Annotated in this window: 15 protein-coding genes and 1 pseudogene; 2 read left to right on the top strand and 14 right to left on the bottom strand. The window is 69.6% G+C overall.

Annotated features, from left to right (window positions below):
* Window positions 1-384 precede the first annotated feature (384 nt).
* From GPJ59_RS21730 to GPJ59_RS21705, 6 genes are all read right to left on the bottom strand, one after another.
* A complete protein-coding gene (locus GPJ59_RS21730; RefSeq protein WP_219668904.1) occupies window positions 385-603 on the bottom strand; it encodes a hypothetical protein in 219 nt (72 codons plus the stop codon).
* Window positions 604-728: 125 nt separating this feature from the next.
* Window positions 729-1,496: an ATP-binding protein gene (locus GPJ59_RS21725; RefSeq protein WP_219668903.1), complete on the bottom strand. Its 768-nt coding sequence runs from the start codon at window positions 1,494-1,496 to the stop codon at window positions 729-731.
* Entirely contained in the window at window positions 1,493-3,070 is a 1,578-nt protein-coding gene (locus tag GPJ59_RS21720) for a Mu transposase C-terminal domain-containing protein (RefSeq protein ID WP_219668906.1), read from the bottom strand. Before GPJ59_RS21720 ends, GPJ59_RS21725 begins: the two co-directional genes overlap by 4 nt.
* Window positions 3,071-3,223: 153 nt before the next feature.
* The gene (locus GPJ59_RS21715) at window positions 3,224-3,736 is read right to left on the bottom strand and encodes an ATP-binding protein (RefSeq protein WP_219668902.1); all 513 of its coding nucleotides are present in this window, start codon (window positions 3,734-3,736) and stop codon (window positions 3,224-3,226) included.
* Window positions 3,737-4,171, bottom strand: a complete 435-nt coding sequence (locus tag GPJ59_RS21710) for an ATP-binding protein (protein ID WP_219668901.1) — start codon at window positions 4,169-4,171, stop codon at window positions 3,737-3,739. It lies immediately after the preceding gene.
* 537 nt (window positions 4,172-4,708) lie between these two features.
* Window positions 4,709-7,045 carry a hypothetical protein gene (locus GPJ59_RS21705; RefSeq protein ID WP_219668900.1) on the bottom strand — a complete coding sequence of 779 codons (2,337 nt, stop codon included), beginning with the start codon at window positions 7,043-7,045 and terminating at the stop codon, window positions 4,709-4,711.
* 251 nt (window positions 7,046-7,296) lie between these two features.
* Between GPJ59_RS21705 and istB the strand changes: the two are divergent.
* A pseudogene (gene istB / locus GPJ59_RS21700) lies at window positions 7,297-7,899 on the top strand (IS21-like element helper ATPase IstB); the annotation flags it as partial.
* A 19-nt stretch (window positions 7,900-7,918) separates the two neighbouring features.
* Here the strand turns inward: istB and GPJ59_RS21695 are convergent.
* The 8 genes from GPJ59_RS21695 to GPJ59_RS21660 all read right to left on the bottom strand — a co-directional run bounded on the left by GPJ59_RS21695 (window position 7,919) and on the right by GPJ59_RS21660 (window position 15,048).
* Window positions 7,919-8,626 (bottom strand): 2-phosphosulfolactate phosphatase, encoded by a 708-nt coding sequence (locus tag GPJ59_RS21695; RefSeq protein WP_219668905.1) that lies wholly within the window; start codon window positions 8,624-8,626, stop codon window positions 7,919-7,921.
* A 442-nt stretch (window positions 8,627-9,068) separates the two neighbouring features.
* A complete protein-coding gene (locus tag GPJ59_RS21690; protein ID WP_219668899.1) occupies window positions 9,069-10,103 on the bottom strand; it encodes a hypothetical protein in 1,035 nt (344 codons plus the stop codon).
* A 340-nt stretch (window positions 10,104-10,443) separates the two neighbouring features.
* A complete protein-coding gene (locus tag GPJ59_RS21685; protein ID WP_219668898.1) occupies window positions 10,444-10,842 on the bottom strand; it encodes a hypothetical protein in 399 nt (132 codons plus the stop codon).
* A gap of 314 nt (window positions 10,843-11,156) precedes the next feature.
* Window positions 11,157-11,750, bottom strand: coding sequence for an NAD(P)H-dependent oxidoreductase (locus tag GPJ59_RS21680; RefSeq protein ID WP_219668897.1), 594 nt, complete (start codon window positions 11,748-11,750; stop codon window positions 11,157-11,159).
* Between the two features lie 231 nt (window positions 11,751-11,981).
* A complete protein-coding gene (locus GPJ59_RS21675; RefSeq protein WP_219668896.1) occupies window positions 11,982-12,566 on the bottom strand; it encodes a DinB family protein in 585 nt (194 codons plus the stop codon).
* A gap of 159 nt (window positions 12,567-12,725) precedes the next feature.
* Window positions 12,726-13,055, bottom strand: a complete 330-nt coding sequence (locus GPJ59_RS21670; protein WP_219668895.1) for a hypothetical protein — start codon at window positions 13,053-13,055, stop codon at window positions 12,726-12,728.
* A 149-nt stretch (window positions 13,056-13,204) separates the two neighbouring features.
* The gene (locus GPJ59_RS21665) at window positions 13,205-13,864 is read right to left on the bottom strand and encodes a response regulator (RefSeq protein WP_219668894.1); all 660 of its coding nucleotides are present in this window, start codon (window positions 13,862-13,864) and stop codon (window positions 13,205-13,207) included.
* Window positions 13,861-15,048 (bottom strand): sensor histidine kinase, encoded by a 1,188-nt coding sequence (locus GPJ59_RS21660; RefSeq protein ID WP_219668893.1) that lies wholly within the window; start codon window positions 15,046-15,048, stop codon window positions 13,861-13,863. Before GPJ59_RS21660 ends, GPJ59_RS21665 begins: the two co-directional genes overlap by 4 nt.
* A 256-nt stretch (window positions 15,049-15,304) precedes the next feature.
* Between GPJ59_RS21660 and GPJ59_RS21655 the strand changes: the two genes are divergently transcribed.
* The coding region (locus GPJ59_RS21655) for an MMPL family transporter (RefSeq protein WP_219668892.1) at window positions 15,305-16,490 on the top strand (1,186 nt) is incomplete at its 3' end.

Genomic DNA, 16,490 nt, shown 5'->3' with positions numbered 1-16,490 from the left:
GGTCCCACGGCGCTGCGCGCCGTGCCAGCGAAGCGCCTCGCTGCGCTCGGCGGGGCTCGGCTTCGCCGAGCCGGGGCCTGCCCTTCGGGCAGGGGGTCCTTCGCTTCGCTTCGGACTGGTGGGGTTCCGCTTCGCTCCACCCCACTGGCCTGGCAGAGCCAGGCCAGACCTCCCGTGCTTCGCGCGGGAGGTGACCTCGTTTCACGAGGTCCAGGCCTTCGGCCTGTTGGGTGGGTCCGCTCCGCTCCCCCACCCGGGACCTTCCGGCTCCCCCACCCGGGACCTTCCGGCTCCGCCTCCAGGCCGGCCCGCTGCGCGGGCGGCTGGCAACGGTGATCAGGTGATGCGCTGGGTTCCCACCTGAATGCGTCTGGCTCTGGCTGTCTACAGCGTGTCGTCAGCGATGCGTTCGGCCGCGTCCTGCGCGACCTCGTTGGCGATGCGCACGCCATACCTCTCACCAGCGGCCAGGAGGGCCTCCTTCACCTCCGGCGCGGGTCTGCCAGCATGCGTCGCACGGATCTCGGTCAGGGCCTTCTCGAACCGCGCCGCGTGTTCCTGAACCCGGGGCATGGCCTTCTCGTAGTCGGAAGCATCAGCCATGCGGACAACCTACCCGAGCCAACCGATGCTTCATTTCTTGTTTAGGATTGACTCTGGAGCCAGTGGGTTGCACCGCTACTTCACCGATCCCCCTGCTGTCGCGATCATGGGACTGCGTGGGGGTGTCAGCTGCCCAGCTTGCTGAAGGCCCAGCGGAGCACTTCCTGGTCGGGGTGGTCGCGGCCTGTCCGTTTGAGAGCGGTCACGGTGTGGGCTGTTAGCCGGGCCCAGTTACGGAAGTTGCCATGCGCCGCGTGACGGTCGGCGAAGGCGATGTCCGCGGGATCGGTCCGTGCCCAGACGGGGTGGTAGAGCGGGATGACCTGCTGAACTTCCTCCAGTGTGAGCTTGGTGATGTGCTGCCAGATGAAGATGCGCGAGGAGAGCATCGGTTCCTTCCGCAGCACCGTATGGGCTCCCTCACCGCCGGCGAAGATGATCGCGATCTGCGAGTACGGGTGGTCCCACGTGTACCGGAAGTATTCGAACGTCTCTCGGTTGAGCCATTGGGCTTCGTCCACGACCAGCGTACGCGGCTGGGCCGCCAGCGAGTCCAGGATCAGCCGGTCGAACTCGGACGGGTGACGCGGAGGTTCGCCTGGCAGGCCGAGAGCAGCGAAGAGCTCGTGGCGCACCGCTCGGGCCGTGGGGCGGGCGCGGAAGGCGATGCGGCAGACCTCCTCACCCCGGGTCCGCTCCAGCTCGCGCAGGCAGACGTTCGCGGCAAGCGTCTTGCCGACACCAGCCGGACCGTGGAGGCACATCATCGCCCTGGCCTCGATCGTGTCAGCGATGTTCTCCCGGGCCGCCAGGAGCGCCCGGGTCGTGACGACCGCGGCGTCCGCGAGCTGGGTGTAGTGGTCGGTCTCTCGCGGCGGCAGCTGGCTCGTCATCGCTTCTCCTTACGGGCGGAGGGGCGCAGGGAGGCGGGGGTGTTCCAGTCGTCGGGCGGTGGGGCGGGCGCGATGAGGTCCGGAAGGGCCAAGGCGGCCATGTCGCTACCGGCGCACGTCGCCAGTTCCGCATCGGCCTCGGCGGCCGGGAGGGCGCCCAGGCGCTGGGCAGGCGTGGCAGTGGTGGCCGGGGCGAAGCGCTGCCGACGCAGGGCCTCCGCCTTCTTCGCGTCCTCGCGCAGGCGGCGGGCCCGCACGGTGCGGGCGCGGCGCAGCTCGTCGAGCTGCTCGGGCGTGGCGGCGTCGGCGAGGTGGGCGGTGCCCAGGTGGCGGCCGGCCGGGTCGCAGACCTCGATCTCATGGTCGTGGTGGGGCATGTGCCGGATCCTGACGTGGCGGCCTGCCTGGCCGGCCATCCACGCACCGAGGTAATCACGGCCGCGCCAGCGCACGCCGTGGCTGCTCAGTTTCCGGACCCGGCCGTCGTCCTCCAGCATCAGCCCCCACAAAGCAGCCTCGGGGACGTCCGTGAGGGGGGTGGGATCAGCCTGCCAGGCCTCGACGGGGGTCCGGCCGGCCAGGCCGGCTGGGCGGTGCTCGGTGTTCCACCACCGCGCCCAGTTCAGGACCTCGGCGGTGAACTCGGCGAACGTCAGCGGCACCGGCTCATCAGGGTCAGGCTTCTTCTTGGCGGGTCGGGGCTTGGGGGTGAGGGTGTAGCCGGGCAGAACCGCGAAGAGCATGCGGTCCACGCACCGGTTGAGGTTCTCCACCGTGCCCTTCAGATGAGGGCTGTAGGCAGGCAGATCCTCGCGCTTGGTGTCCAGGTCGGTGAAGGCGCCCAGGACCGTCTTCGACAGGAAGTCCCGGCCGCGGTCGACCCGCACGTGCTCAGGAATGCCCCCCGCGGGCCCGTACGGTCCGGTGCGCAGCACGGCCGCACGCAAAGCTGCCAGGATGGAGGCCCGGGACGGATAGCCGGGGGTAACGGCCGTGCCGGTGATCGTCTTGGTCGCGACATCGATGAACCACGTCACCCACGGGCGCACCAGCTCCCCGTCCGCGTCGACCACAAGCGGCGCCTGGACGTGGTCAGCCTCCCAGGTCTGGTTCCGCCACTGTGCCGGGCGGCGCCCGAACACATCGTGAGCCCGGGCCGCCTCCGGCCCCCGGCCCAGACCCGCACGCTCACCCGCGGTCAAATCACGGCGCACCGCGCGCAGGAACGTCGACAACGACGGCACCGGATCCAGCAAGGGCACCGCCTCCGTCGGCGCACCACCCGGAACCGCGATGGCCGGCTCACCGGCTGCGGCACGGGCGCGGGCCACCAGCTGCCGGTGGACCGCCGAGGCATTGCCCCGCCAGTACGCCAGCAGCACCCGTACCTCCGACGTCACCTCGAACCGGTCCACCGACCTGACACCCGGACCGGCCCCTTCGCCGGGGTCGGCTTCGGCCTGCGCGAGCCACCGCCACACCGTCCGCTCCGACACCCCCAGACACTCCCCCACAAGGCACACATGCCCCCGCGACAGCCTCCCCTGGCTCCGAAGCCGCAGCAACCGCTGCACAGCAGGGCCGCGCAACGCCGCGAGCGCCGGACCCTGGAGCTCGGGCATCGGTTCTGACACGTCCAGCGGTGCCCCCGCCTCGGATGAGCTGATCATGGAACCGCCCTCTGCCGTCGGTCTTGGCCTCCCTTTCCGATCCCGTACCGCCCGCTGTTACGGGTAGGGGCCCAGCCGGGCACAGGCCTGCTCGATCAACGAACGGTCCACGCGCACGTCCCGGCCCCGCTTGGCCAGGGCGTAGACATGGGAAGTGATCTTCGCCCAGGTACGGAAGTTGCCCCGCGCCACTGTCGCATCCGCCCATCCCACGTCCGCCGGATCGACGCCTTCCCACACGTCATGGAACATCGCCAGCGTCTCCCCGAGCCGCTCCTGATCCAGCTCGGGGACCTGGTGCCAGGTCAGCACGCGCGACCTCAGCGCCGGCGCCCTCGCGATCACCCGCTCCACACCCGCCCCACACAGCAGCAATGCCGCCGCCGTACCCGGCTCGTCCCACAGCAGCCGCAGGTAGTCCAGCAGCGGCGGGGACAGACGCTGCGCATCGTCAAGGAAGAGCACCCCGGGCCGGCGCAGCGCCTCCCCCAGGGCACGGTCGGCCGGCTGCGCCCGGTGCGAGAGAGAACCCGCCGCCAGTCCCAGCGCCTCCAGCAGAGACGCTCGCATCTACGGCAGACCCGGCTTCACGGCGACCACCGCCCGCCAGACCGGCACCCGGTCAGGCAGCAGATGCAGCGCCTGCTGCACCGCCACCGTCTTCCCCACCCCCGGCTCCCCGAACACACACCCCATCCCCCGCGCCGCCGCCGTGTGCCCCACCGCCCCCACCACCGCAGCCACCCCGGCCGTCGACACCACCCGCGCCCCCGGCACAAACAACCGCACCCCACCCCGCGACGGACCGGTGCTCCCCTCGCTGTCCCTGCCCGTCCCGGGCCCCGGCGGGGTCGCCGGGGCCGCGTCGACCACCGGCACGCCCTCACCCGCCCGCTCAAGCTTCAGCTCGGCCAGAACCCGGTCATAGCGGCTGGTCTCGACCCGGTTCCGGGAAGGCCTCGCCACCTCCAACACCCGGCCAGCCTGCAGATCATGGCGCACCACACGATGCAGAGTCCCCAACGACGGCACACCCCCAGGCGAGGGCGAACCGTCGTTCGTCAACCGCCGGTGCAACGCCGCGACGTTCCCGCCTACCTCAGCCAGAGCCGCCCACTTCTCGTCGTCCAGAACGAACCCGTCCTGCCGTCCCACAGGTTCCAGCCGGCCCTCACGCGCCTCGGACAGCCACCGCCACACCCGTCCGAACCGTCACCCCGGCAGCCTCAGCCATCACCCGCACATGCAGCGACGACACCGACCCCGGCCCCTGGTCCACCACCAGCAACCGACGCACCACCACACCCCGCGCCAACCGCAACTCCTCACCCACACCCACCAGCACAACCCGGACTGGCCGGCCGCACACAGGAATGGGCAACCCCATGACAGCCACCCGCCCTGCTGCTAAGCAGCCTGTGGCAGCAGCCTGGTCACCCCACGACAGCCAAGATCACCAGATGGTGCGTGGCCTGTAACCGCATCAGAGGCAGCGAAGACACGCGCGGCGCTCATGTTCTCCTGGCGAGGAGGATCGCCTCGTCAGGCTTTCAGCACCGTGAGGTGGGGTTTCGTGCCGAGACCGGCGAGGAGAACGATTCTGGGAGTCACACGTGAAGCAACTCGCCTGCCCTGTACTTCGTGCTGCAGCACCTGCACCGTTGCATCGGACCATCCGGGCTTGGAGGTGGCCAGGACAAGCCCGCCTGCCCCAAGGGCAACGCAGCCCTCAATGAGCTTGCACGCCTCGCGCTTCTGCTCCCTGGGACTACTCGCGAGGACATCCCCGCTCTTTGCTTCTCCGAGCCACACCTGGTCCAACGTGGCCAGGGCGAAGTCAATCTCCACGAACGGGGTGCCGCTTCGGAGGACCTCGAACTCCTCGCACACCAGAGCTGGGCGGGCCCAGTGCTGGGTCCGAAGAAACTGGGTCGCCAGCAGCGGTACGTCTCCGTCGTTCTCCACGAGTTCACGTACCGCCGGATGTAGTTCGTAGTACCAGCTCGGCTCAGGGAGCGGCGACTTCCACCGTCCCTGGACCAGACTGTTCTCACCACCACAGCGCCGGCACGAATAGGCTTGAGTGATCTCAGCAAGCGGGTAGAACTCGTAGATTGGGCAGTGACAGCAGCCGAGGACGAGCCCTCGCCGGACGACTCCTTGACTCGCCCATCTGTCCAGCTCGGCGCGCCTCGCGTGCTCATCCCAGTCCTTCTGCTTGTACGCTGCGACCGCATCCCACGACAGCACGAGACCCGACTTCAGCTTCCATGCACTGCCTGGTGGCAGCTCCCAGTCCGCCTTCTTCGATGTAAACGCACGAAGCACCGGCCACCCGGGGCTGGAGGCAAGCTGTTCCAGCTCGGTGCGTGAGCCCAGCAGCCTCTCCGCGATGGCGGCCCGCTTCCCAGCCGCGCTCGGGCGGATCGCTGTGTTTTGGGCTGCTGCAGCGTGCTGCAGCACCTTCCCGATAGCCGGCCAGGACAGCCTGGGAGCGGCCAGCCGCCCGGCGAGAGACGCTCCCGCAGAAACGAAATCGAACCGGTGAGACCAATAGGTGATCCCGCCATCCGCAGGCCTGACGAAGGTCTCCCACGGGTTCTGATCTGCTGCAATCACAGCGGAGTTCGTGAGCGTGTGGAGCGGCGGCACGGGATGGTTCTTAGCCGTGAGCGTCACCTGCCATCGGTGCCGATCGGGGTCAAGACCGGCAGGGACCTCTCCCGGCAGGCTGAGCGCTGCATCGAGGCTTCCCTCTTCGCCCACCAGCACCGGAAGCGAGCAGGGCTGCTCCCAGGCATCGCGCAGCACCACCATCTGCCGGCAGGAGAAATCCACCTCCGCGGAAGCCACCACCTCAGGTTCCACATCGCGATCGGGGTCCACGGACGGAATGCGCAGTCGCCAGCTGGCGTCAGACCGTTCCCGCACCTCGTCGAGGGTCAAGGACGCGCTCGTCGCGAGTATCCGGTCTTGCGTGTAGGACCGCGTGTAAAGCCATCCCTCGTTCCGGGACGGCTCGCTCCACGGAACCCAAAAGACACGGCTGTACGTCTGCCTCAGCGCCTCGGACAGGGCGTAGTCCTCGGGCTTGTCCCCGAACACGAGCAGAGTGTCCCGGTTCGGGATCCCACGCTGGACCGGTATGCACAGCGCCGCTTCGTGTGACCTGACAGCGAGGGCATCTGAACCGGCCGCCAGGCGGACCTCTGCCACGGCCTCCGGCTCAGCCTGGTGAACTGTGGCTGCTTGCCAGACGGAGGCGTCCACCTCTGCCGTGCCCAATTGCTCCTGCACTCCTATCACCATCGCGCAGGACAGCGCCTCGGTCGTCGTCACCAGCCCACGCGGCACCCCGTACAACGGCACCCGAGCCACAGCCCCGAGCTCAGTGAGGTCGGAGGGGGAACAGGCATCGAAAAGGTGAGTGAGCTGGACAAGGTCCTCGCGCCGGTTCACAGCCAAACGCGAGCGCAGATCTTCAGCGGCTTCCTCAGCCTGCGCCACGATGGCGTGGCTCCATGCCGTATCCCGCAGCATCTGCGTAGCCGCCTCACGGGCCGCCTCATCCTCCACCTGCTGGCCGGTGATGAGGCGATCCACCAGCCCCGGGAAGAGCCTGTCTACCGAAGCCCACGACGGGTTGTAGGCCACAACGTGGTCCGGCCCGAACTGGGCCAAGGCCCGCTCTACCCCAGCGTGACCCACCGCGGCTGCGGGCACGACCACGCTGCCACTGCCACCCCACACCTGCGACACCCGCGTCAGACCGAGAGCCATCCACCGAACCCAGTCCTCGTCATGCGGAACCACGACCACCAACCGCGGAGGACGCGCGGACACCGACAACGGCAGAAACGAGAACGCCTGCTCACCCATACCCGCAGCATCCCAGGCCACAGGCTCCAACCGGAGAAGAACCGACCAGTATCCAGCGCCCTCCCAGCCAAGCCGACGAGCCATGCACTGGAACAGTCACGCCCATGACAGCCAGACATCCTTGTGATGGGCGCCCACCGGCAGCAGATTGGTCAACTCACGGCAGCCATGATCAATACCAACGCGCTTCATGAGCAGGGAAGACCTTCATCTCTACGCTGACGCCCACCCGCTGCCGCCAGCGCACCCATTCACACCGCCGCTCGGAGAGGCGAATCAAGGCAGCCGGCTTCCCCCGGGAGAAGTCCCTGCGGTCCTTCGACTTCGACGCCAACCCGAACATCGACCCGGCCACCATCCACACCCTCGCCAGCTGCGAATGGATCAAGAAGAGCCAGCCGCTCTGCCTCATCGGCGACTCCGGCACCGGCAAGTCCCACATGCTCATCGCCCTGGGCACCGAGGCCGCGATGAAGGGCTACCGCGTCCGCTACACACTCGCCACGAAGCTGGTCAACGAGCTGGTCGAGGCCGCGGACAAGAAGCAGTTGAACAAGACGATCGCCCGCTACGGCCGCGTCGATCTCCTCTGCACCGACGAACTCGGCTACATGGAACTCGACCGCCACGGCGCCGAGCTCCTCTTCCAGGTCCTGACCGAGTGCGAGGAGAAGAACAGTGTCGCGATCGCCTCCAACGAGTCGTTCGGAGGCTGGACCAAGACGTTCACCGACCCGCGCCTCTGCGCGGCCATCGTCAACCGGCTCACGTTCAACGGCACCATCATCGAGACCGGCACCGACTCCTACCGCCTCGCCTCCACCCGAGCCGAGGAACCAGCCAAAGCGGGATGACCCCGACAGCGGCAGCAGGTCAGCGGGCCTCGGCTGACTCGCCAGGCACCACGGCGGGACGCAGCACGGTCAGGGAATCTTCCTCGCGAGCGACCATCGCGAAGGAGAACCTGTCCACTTCCAGGCACAGGTCGACATCGTCGGGATGAACACCTTGGTATCCGCGCTGCACTCCGTCGGCAAGGTCGGCGGCTGCCGGGGAAGTCCTCGCACGGTGGAGATACGGGGCCGCCTCGGCATCGCCTCCGGCGAGGTGCTGGTGGATGTATTCAGCGCAGGCCAGGTCCTCAGCGGCCTGGCCATCGTCGCCGGTGACCACGAACGTCACCGGCCCGGAACCATCGGTCTTCAGGAACCGCGCTGTCGCGCCGGCCACTACGAAACTCGCGCACAAGACCAGTGGCGCGCTCGCGACGGCCAGTGCGCCGACGGTTCCGGCCGTCGTCTTCTGCACCATCGTGCGACCGGTCAGATCGAGCGACCTGATCAGACCGGGTGAGTTCACCGTGTCGAAGCCCGCCGCCGGGGCACCGTCCTTCAGAGCCAGCCAACCCGAACGACTCTCCTTCAGGGCCAGTGCCTCACCATCAGACGAGGCAAGGACGATCTTCTCGGCACCACGCGAGAACGCCCAGGCAGCCACGGTGAAGGCCCGCATCACGTCGACAACAACCGCGACGCGCGGGACGTCAGTCAGCTCCGGAATACCGACGAAACGATGATCCATCTTGCCATTCTCGCCGAGGCCCGCATCGCTCACGCCATCGGGCCATCCAGCGACCGTCACCGAGTCTTGGGACACGGCGGTGCCGTCATTTGGCATCGGCATCCGCGTCTCTGCTGATCATCAAATGCCTCCGGAACCCGTCGACAAACGCTGTTCCTAGAGACAACGAAGCCAACACGGCAACACCCCCGACACCGCCGCCTATAGACCGGCCGTTACACCTGCACAAGAAACCAGCACACCCGCGCACACCTGAGCCACTCGGTCCATCCAAGAAATCACCAGGCCACCAGCCCCACCCGGCAACCACCAGGGCCCCCATCAAGCAACCCCGACCACCACAACAGACACCCAGCACCCCGCCCACCGGCCAACCAAACTGAACACACCCAGGCCAGCACACCAGCACAGGCACTACATCAATGGCCCGCCATAGCCCCGGCTACTGCATCAGCTCGAGGTGGGGGTGCTCCGGCGTCGTTGGGCAGGCGTAGAGCTGCATTTTGTAGCCGCTGCCGATCTGGACACCGGTCGGTCGACGTACGTCGCTGTGGTCGTGGTCGGTGGAGGACGCGGCGGCCTGGTCCTCGTACGGGATCCAGCTGTGGTCGTTGCCGTCCGATTCGAACGTGGCGATGGTCAGCAGCGCGTCCATCGCGGTGTCGCAGGCGGGGCACTGCCGAGGGGACGGGTCGGTGTAGCCCCACTGGGGCCAGCCGCCGGCCTTCCAGCCGGGGGCGACGGACAGGTTGCTGCGGTAGTAGGACTCCAGGTGGGGAGCGTAGGAGCTGTCCACACCGGCGTCAGCCGCCTGCCATCTGCTCCAGTCGCCCAGCTGCTCTCGCAGCTCCTGGCTCAGCTCCAGGGAGTTGGGGTACTCGGTGATCTGCTCCGGCGCGAGCACGCACGGCTCGGGCACGTATTCCTCCCACGCCACATCGAGCGGTTCCGGGGGTGAGGTGAGGATGTCGGTGACAGCGTCCGCGGACCGCCAGACCACGGCGGTCTTGGGCATGTACAGATCCGGGTGGTCGAGGGGGCACCACAACACCTGGAGCAGATCCGCCTGACCGGGCGGGCGCAGCACGGGAACGTCACGCACATACAACTGGGCCACGGGCAGCAGGGGGACCGGGCCATCGGGCCGCTCTTGGTCCCAGTCGATCTGTTCCAGGATCTCCCTCTCCTCCGGCGTGTACGAGGAAACGCCGTCCGGGTGCGCCGCCTCCCTCGCCCGCACGCGCTGCTCCAGCCGCACCGCGACCAGCGAGTGGCCGCCCCCCTCGTGCGGGGCGTCGCAGTGCGGCCACGGCTCGCCGGCGGGCCACAGCAGCGGCCCGCCGATCGAGCTGTCATGCGGCGTCGGAGCTCCCCGGCGGGGGTGCAAGCGGGTCGCCGGGCGTGCCAACGGGGCCAGTTGAGGGAAGACCGCGGTGACGTCGACCGGCCGCGGCGGGGTGGTACGGATGAAGGTCATGGCACCGATGCTGCCAGCACCCTCCGACACCCGGGCGTGCCGAGCCGCTCCATCGGTTCTCCTCGCGGTGAGTCAGCGGGACGGCGGTGCGCCGCGGCCGCGGCGGCCTCGCGCAGCGGCCGTGCGTCATCCGCGGCGGACTTCGGCTGCGCGCGGTGGGCCTGCGCCTCGTGCCACAGCCGGGAGGCCTCCGCCGCCTCCATCATCGATCACTGGCTGGACCAGGGAGGCGAGCCCGTGGGCGCTGTCGCCGGTCATCGGCTGGACGGTTCGGCCGGCCTGTGAGCAGGTCGGGGGGAGCTACCGGCGCCTGGAACCGCTCGATGCGAAGTAGCACGCGTCACCCGGATTCGCCCGTGAGGCAGGCGTGGCAGAGGCATCGGTCCGGGTGAGGAGCGTACGGCGCCGTCTCGGCTCGGTACTGGCACGCGTACTGCTCCAGCGTCGCGGAGACGTCCGCTGCGTGATCCGCTGAGATGAACCCACGTGCGCGTCGGGCCTTGCGCGTCGCCATGTCGATGACGATCCACCGCCCGGTGTGCCGCTCGCGTCCCACGGACGTGATCCGGTCATCCCCCGGACCCCAGTACGCGTCGGCCACGTACTCCTTCGCCCCGCCCTTGAAGAACTTTGTCCCAGGGCGCAGCTCCTGGCCTGCAACCCCGTGTCGACGCCATGCCACAACGTTCGCAGCCACCAACCGGACTGGCTCCAGTTGCGGGCCGTTCGACTGGTCCACGCGACCCCCCTTCCAGGCATCGTGTCGCCCCGCTGATGCCTCCTCGACCGCCGCGACGTCTGCGGTGGCCGGGCCGGCTGCCGGCCGATGGCCGTGCGGCTCTGCGCGGAATCGTCTACGTCCTGTGCACGGGCGTGACCTGGGCATACGTGCCGACGGACAAGCGGGGGGACGTGCGGGCGGCGCCTGTGGGAATGGACCGAGGCCGGCGTCCGGCCCCGTCTGCACGCGATCCTCCTCGCGGAACTCCGCGGAGCCGGCTACCCACCTCTCTCGGTGCACGCAAACATGCGCAGCAACCCGTACCCGTTGGTTCAGGCCAACAGTGCGGCGGCTTGCGTACGTGCCTGATGCAGCCAGGCCGCGCGTGCTTCATCCGACGAGTCGGTGACCGTACGGAAGACAACCCGGCGCACGTCGGCAACTCCTACGTACGGCAGGATGCATGCCGACCAGATGTTGTGCAGCGGGTCCCCGAACTCACCCTCCTCACGGCCGGCGGGAGTGTCCGAGGTGTTCAGGACGAGAGCCCTGGCGGCCTTCAGGAGCCCTGCGGGCTCGCCCTCCGCGGTACCCAGTTTGTAGGCGACGCCAGGCACGAATACGCGCTGTACCCAGCCCGTGAGGACAGCGGGTGGCATGCCCCACCAGTTGGGGTGGACGAAGACCATGGCATCAAGTACGGCAACCTCTTCCCGGTGCAGCGCCACCTGCGGGTCGTGGGCGCCTGGCGCCGACTGGACCGTCCCCGTCTCATCGGCAGCCAGCAAAGGTGCGAAACCTTCAGCGCACAGGTCATGCGCGAACACCTGGCACCCTCGCCCGCGCAGCTCGTCCACGACAGCATCGAATACAGCGTGGTTGAAACTCCCCGGCCGCGGGTGTGCGAGATACACCCCTATACGCATTGCCCGTCCCCCAGTTGCCATGAGCCGCCATCGGCCAGCGCCGCGCGGGCTTGTGTCTCTGCTCCGCCACGACGGCTGATCATCATTATCCGTGAGCCACCGCGCACATGCCCCGGTTTTGAGATCACCGCTGCGCCCGTGGCCCTTGCCCCGCAGCCGGCTCGCCGTGTTCACCAGCGCCCGCGAACGGCGTCATGCCGCACCACCCACTTGCGTCACGTGAGACGACCTCTACGCCTTGATCGGTGCGGCCGATCTGGCGGCCTGCTCGATCTTCGCGCAGTAGGCTGCACGGGCTTCCTCGTCGATCTGCTTCTCGTGTTCGGGGCGCATGCCGGTCCGGCCGTCGAGGCCCTCGCGCAGGATGTCGGCGTGCCCGGCATGCCGGTTGGTCTCGCCGAGGACATGGACCATGACGGCGAACAGGTTCGTGTTGGGAGACGGCTCCGGCCACCACGCCACGTGGCCGGGGGCGTCGAGGGGAAGCGCGTTGATCGTCGCGTCCGAGTGTTCCCACGTGCGCCGGTAGAACCCGATGATCTGATCGCGGGTCTCGTCCTCGGCCGCCCACAGATCGCTGCCGTCGTAGTCCTGCCACCGGGGCAGCGGTTCCGGGCAAGGGCGGTCGAAGACCTCGCCGAAGTACCTGGCCTCGACGGTGGCCACGTGTTTGACCAGGCCGAGGAGGTTTGTCCCGGTCGTTGTCAGAGGCCGGCGGGCGTCGTATTCGGACAAGCCGTCGAGCTTCCAGAGCAGCGCCTCGCGGTCCCGCCGCAGTCTCCCGTGCAGATTGTCCTTCGCGAATTCATCGATCATGCGGCATGAGCCTTCCATGGGCTGCTCGTGGTCTCAAGATCCCGTACATGGTCCGCAACGACCGGCAGAGCCGAGGTCTGGCCATGGCCGCCGCCGCCCAGACCTGCTGGAAGAGGTTCGTGAAACGTGCCACGTCAGACACCCCTCTCAGCTTGCCCCTCAGCCGTCCGCGTCCGGCGGAGCAGGTTCGGTCCCGGCGGCAAGGGTGACTTGAGCGGTCCATGACCAGGGCTCGCGGGGCGGGTCCCAGCTCACGTTGACGTCGGTGTCGTGGAAGTCGCGCGCGAGTTGCGTCACCATCCGGGCCGCCGCGGCCCGCGCGTCTTGTGGGTCGGTGTTGATCGGCACGTTCAGACGCCCGCAGAGCATGCCGCCTTCCATGGTGAGGACGCTCTGGCGCCAGCCCTCTGGCGTCGCCGACAGCACAATCCCCTTCGGAATGCCCCAGTCGGGCCGCTTCCTCTTCTTCTCCTTCTTGCGTCTCACCATGCGGCTATCCAACACCGTCGGGTCGTGGCGATGAGGTGGCGGACAGCTCGGCTTGCCGGTTGCCCCCAGCCCGGGGTGCCCAGGGCGAGGTGGCTGATCGCGTTGCGGGGGAAGTCGAGGCCGGCGGCATCGCCGCTCGCAGTGACTGATCACCTTTGGCGACCGGCTGCGATGACCAGGCCCGATTCGTAGGCGGCGATCACGGCTTGGGCGCGGTCGCGTACGCGTAGCTTTCCGAAGACGCCGGTGATGTGGTTCTTGACCGTGGAGACGCTGATGTCCAGGTCCCGGGCGATCTCGGTGTTGTCGAGGCCGAGGGCTATCAGCTGCCAGATCTGCCGCTCGCGTGCGGTGAGGTCGTCGGCCGCAGGTGACGTGGGCGGGCGGGGGGTGCGGACGTACGTGGAGATGATGCGGGTGAGGAGGCGGGGCGCGACGGCGGCCTCGCCGGAGTGGACGACGCGTACGGCGGCGAGGAGTTCTTCGGGGGAGGTGTCCTTCGGCAGGAAGCCGGACGCGCCGGCGCGCAGGGCTGCGACGACGTACTCGTCCATGTCGAACGTGCTCAGGGCCAGGACCCGGCATCCGGGCAGGGTCCGGGACAGTTCGGCGGTCGCCTCCACCCCGTCCAGGACGGGCATCCGGATGTCCATGACCACCACGTCGGGATGGAGCTGTCGGGCGAGGGCGAGCGCTTGGGTGCCGTCGGCGGCCTCGCCGACGACGTCGATGTACGGGTCGGGGGCCATGATCAGGGTCAGGCCGCGTCGCACCAGCGGCTGGTCGTCGGCGATCAGTACCCGGATCATCTTGGCTGTTCCTCTCGTGGTTCGCCGGTTCGTTCGCAAGTTCGTTCGCCGGTCGCTGCCGGCAGGCGGGCCAGGACGCGGAAGCCGCCGGTCTGCATGGGGCCGGCCTCCAGGGTCCCGCCCAGCAGGGCGACGCGTTCCCGCATGCCGATCAGGCCGTATCCGGATGTCTGCGTGAGCGTTCTGCCGGGCGTGCGGGTCGAGCCGTTGTCGTGGATCTCGACCTCGACCTGCTGCGGGGCGTAGGTCAGCCGTACGTGCGCCTGGGCCGCCTCCGCGTGCTTGCGCGTGTTGGTCAAGGCCTCCTGGACGACGCGGAACACCGTCAGGCCGACGCTGGGCGGGAGGGCGCGGACCGGGCCGTCGACGGTGAACCCCGTCTGCGTTCCGGCCTGTCGGGACTCGGTGACGAGGCGTTCGAGGTCGTCGGCGCCCGGCTGCGGGGCCGGCGGGGCCGGCTCGGGTTCCTCGCCGGCCCGTAGGACGTCGAGGAGTTGGCGCATCTCGCGCAGTGCCGTGCGGCCGGAGCCCTCCAGGGTGGTCAGGGCCTCGCGGGCGGCCTCGGGGTCGTGGGCGAGGTTGGCGCGGGCGCCGCCGGCCATCAGCTGCATGGTGGTGATGTGGTGGGCGACGATGTCGTGCAGTTCCCGGGCGATCCTGCGTCGTTCGGCTGCGACGGCCCGCTCGGCGAGCAGGACGCGGTGCTCCTCGGCCTGTTGCGCCCGGCGGCGCATCAGGATGCCCGCGCCCGCCACCAGGGCCGCGGCCACCGTGTTGCCGAGGGCGGCCATGTCCCACGTCCCGTCGCCGGTCTGCCCGACGAGGGAGGCCGGTACGGTCACGGCGGTGGCGAGCACGGCGTCGCGCGTACGGCGCAGCCGCGCCACCGTGTACAGGGCGACGGTCAGGGCGGCGGTGAAGTGGGCGCCGAGCGGGGTCGTCAGGTTCAGCAGGGCCCCGAGGCCCAGTACGGCGGCCAGGGTGGCCCGTGGACGGGTGCGGCGGGCGGTCACGCACAGGGCGGCCGCGACGAGGAGGGCCAGGGCGGGCACCGTCAGGGGCCGGTTCTCGTCCAGGGCGCCCAGGGAGTAGCCGACGAGGTCCACGGCCGCGGCCCCGACGGCCACCAGGGCGTCGGGGCGGGTCCAGGGCAGGCCCTCCGTCGCGTCGTGGCGTAGTGCCATGCCGGTTCTCGCTCCTGTGTCGTCGCTGGTGTGATCCATTTTCGCAACCGCGGGCGGTCCCGCAGGTCCACCCGGAGGTGGAGGGGGACCAGGACCGGGGTCCTGGTCGGGCGGTCGGGGCGGACCCGGGTCCCGGGCCGGGTCTCCTTCCGTACGGCGACGATCCGGGGCCCGCCCGGTGATGGGCTGGACGGCGTCCGGGAACTGCCCGGCCCGGCCCGTGCATTCCCGGGCTCGTGGGACGTACGGAGGTTCTGTGATCCGCGCCCTTACCGGCTTCGCGACGCGAAGTCCGTGGAAGGTCATTGTTGTGTGGGCGGTGCTCGGGTTCGGCCTGACGTTCCTGGGGCAGGCGCTCGTCCATCGCGCGACCGAGCCCGGCAACGGCGCGTTCCTGCCCGCCTCGTACGGATCGGCGGCCGCGCTGAAGGTCGCCGAGGAGCACTTCGGGGTGCGGCCGGACGTCGACCCGCTGACGGTGCTGGTGGCGCGGAAGGACGGCGCGGCGCTCACCGAGGCCGACGAGCGGCGCATCGACGCCGAGGCCGCCGGCCTGTCCCGCCGGTGGATCACCATGCCCCGCACCGACGACACGCCTCCCCTCTTCGTCCGGGACCACTCCCAGCGGGCCCGGGTGCGCCCCGCGCTGACCGCGCCCGACCGGAGTCTGCGGCTGCTGTCGGTGGAACTGACCGGCAATCCCGCCGATCCCGGCGTGCAGCACACGTACAAGGCCTTCCGGGACCAGGCGCGGGCCGCGTTCGAGGCGGCCGGGATGCGGACCGGGTTCACGGGCGGACTGGCGGGCACGGTGGACTCCGACGACGCCGGCCGGACCCGGGCGCTGGTGGTCGGACTCGTGACGGCCGGCGTGATCGTACTGCTGCACGTACTGGTGTTCCGCAGCCTCGCGGCGGCGCTGCTGCCGCTGCTCGCGGTCTCGGTGATCGGCGGGGCGGCCGCCGGCGCGGTGGTGTGCGGGGCGCTGCTCAGCGGGATCCGGCTCGCGCCGTCCACCCCGGGGTTGATCAATGTGGTGCTGGTGGGCATCGGTGTCGATTATTTTTTGTTCCTGCTCTTCCGCTTCCGCGAGCAGTTGCGTAGGCATCCCGGGCAGTCGGGCCGTCAGGCCGCCGCGGTGGTCGCGCAGCGGGTGGGTACGGCGATCGCCTCGGCGGCGCTGACGATCGTCGCGGCGTTCGCGACGCTCGGCGTGGCCACGTTCGGCCAGTTCCGGGTGCTGGGCCCGGCGATCGCGGTCGCGGTGCTGGTGATGCTGCTGGGCAGTCTGACGTTCCTGCCGGCGCTGCTCGCCGTCTGCGGCCGGCGGATGTTCTGGCCCTCGCGCGCGCTGGGCCGACAGCCGCGGGCGGGGGCGGCGGCTCGGACCGGCGGGCGGGTGGGGCGCCGCCCGTGGGCCGTGGCCGCGCTCTGCCTGGCGG

The organism is Streptomyces bambusae (assembly GCF_019400985.1).
In the GTDB taxonomy this organism is placed as follows: domain Bacteria; phylum Actinomycetota; class Actinomycetes; order Streptomycetales; family Streptomycetaceae; genus Streptomyces; species Streptomyces bambusae_A.
The sequence above is the reverse complement of the archived record's forward strand: the minus strand, read 5'-3'. Positions and strand labels throughout refer to the sequence as shown.

Bases quoted from the DNA above. Each gene is read 5' to 3' on its own strand.
- GPJ59_RS21680 (WP_219668897.1), bottom strand. From the start codon at position 11,750: ATGCGTATAGGGGTGTATCTCGCACACCCGCGGCCGGGGAGTTTCAAC.
- GPJ59_RS21660 (WP_219668893.1), bottom strand. From the start codon at position 15,048: ATGGCACTACGCCACGACGCGACGGAGGGCCTGCCCTGGACCCGCCCC.
- GPJ59_RS21665 (WP_219668894.1), bottom strand. From the start codon at position 13,864: ATGATCCGGGTACTGATCGCCGACGACCAGCCGCTGGTGCGACGCGGC.
- GPJ59_RS21670 (WP_219668895.1), bottom strand. From the start codon at position 13,055: ATGGTGAGACGCAAGAAGGAGAAGAAGAGGAAGCGGCCCGACTGGGGC.
- GPJ59_RS21715 (WP_219668902.1), bottom strand. From the start codon at position 3,736: ATGCGAGCGTCTCTGCTGGAGGCGCTGGGACTGGCGGCGGGTTCTCTC.
- GPJ59_RS21705 (WP_219668900.1), bottom strand. From the start codon at position 7,045: ATGGGTGAGCAGGCGTTCTCGTTTCTGCCGTTGTCGGTGTCCGCGCGT.
- GPJ59_RS21690 (WP_219668899.1), bottom strand. From the start codon at position 10,103: ATGACCTTCATCCGTACCACCCCGCCGCGGCCGGTCGACGTCACCGCG.
- GPJ59_RS21695 (WP_219668905.1), bottom strand. From the start codon at position 8,626: ATGGATCATCGTTTCGTCGGTATTCCGGAGCTGACTGACGTCCCGCGC.
- GPJ59_RS21725 (WP_219668903.1), bottom strand. From the start codon at position 1,496: ATGACGAGCCAGCTGCCGCCGCGAGAGACCGACCACTACACCCAGCTC.
- GPJ59_RS21675 (WP_219668896.1), bottom strand. From the start codon at position 12,566: ATGATCGATGAATTCGCGAAGGACAATCTGCACGGGAGACTGCGGCGG.
- GPJ59_RS21730 (WP_219668904.1), bottom strand. From the start codon at position 603: ATGGCTGATGCTTCCGACTACGAGAAGGCCATGCCCCGGGTTCAGGAA.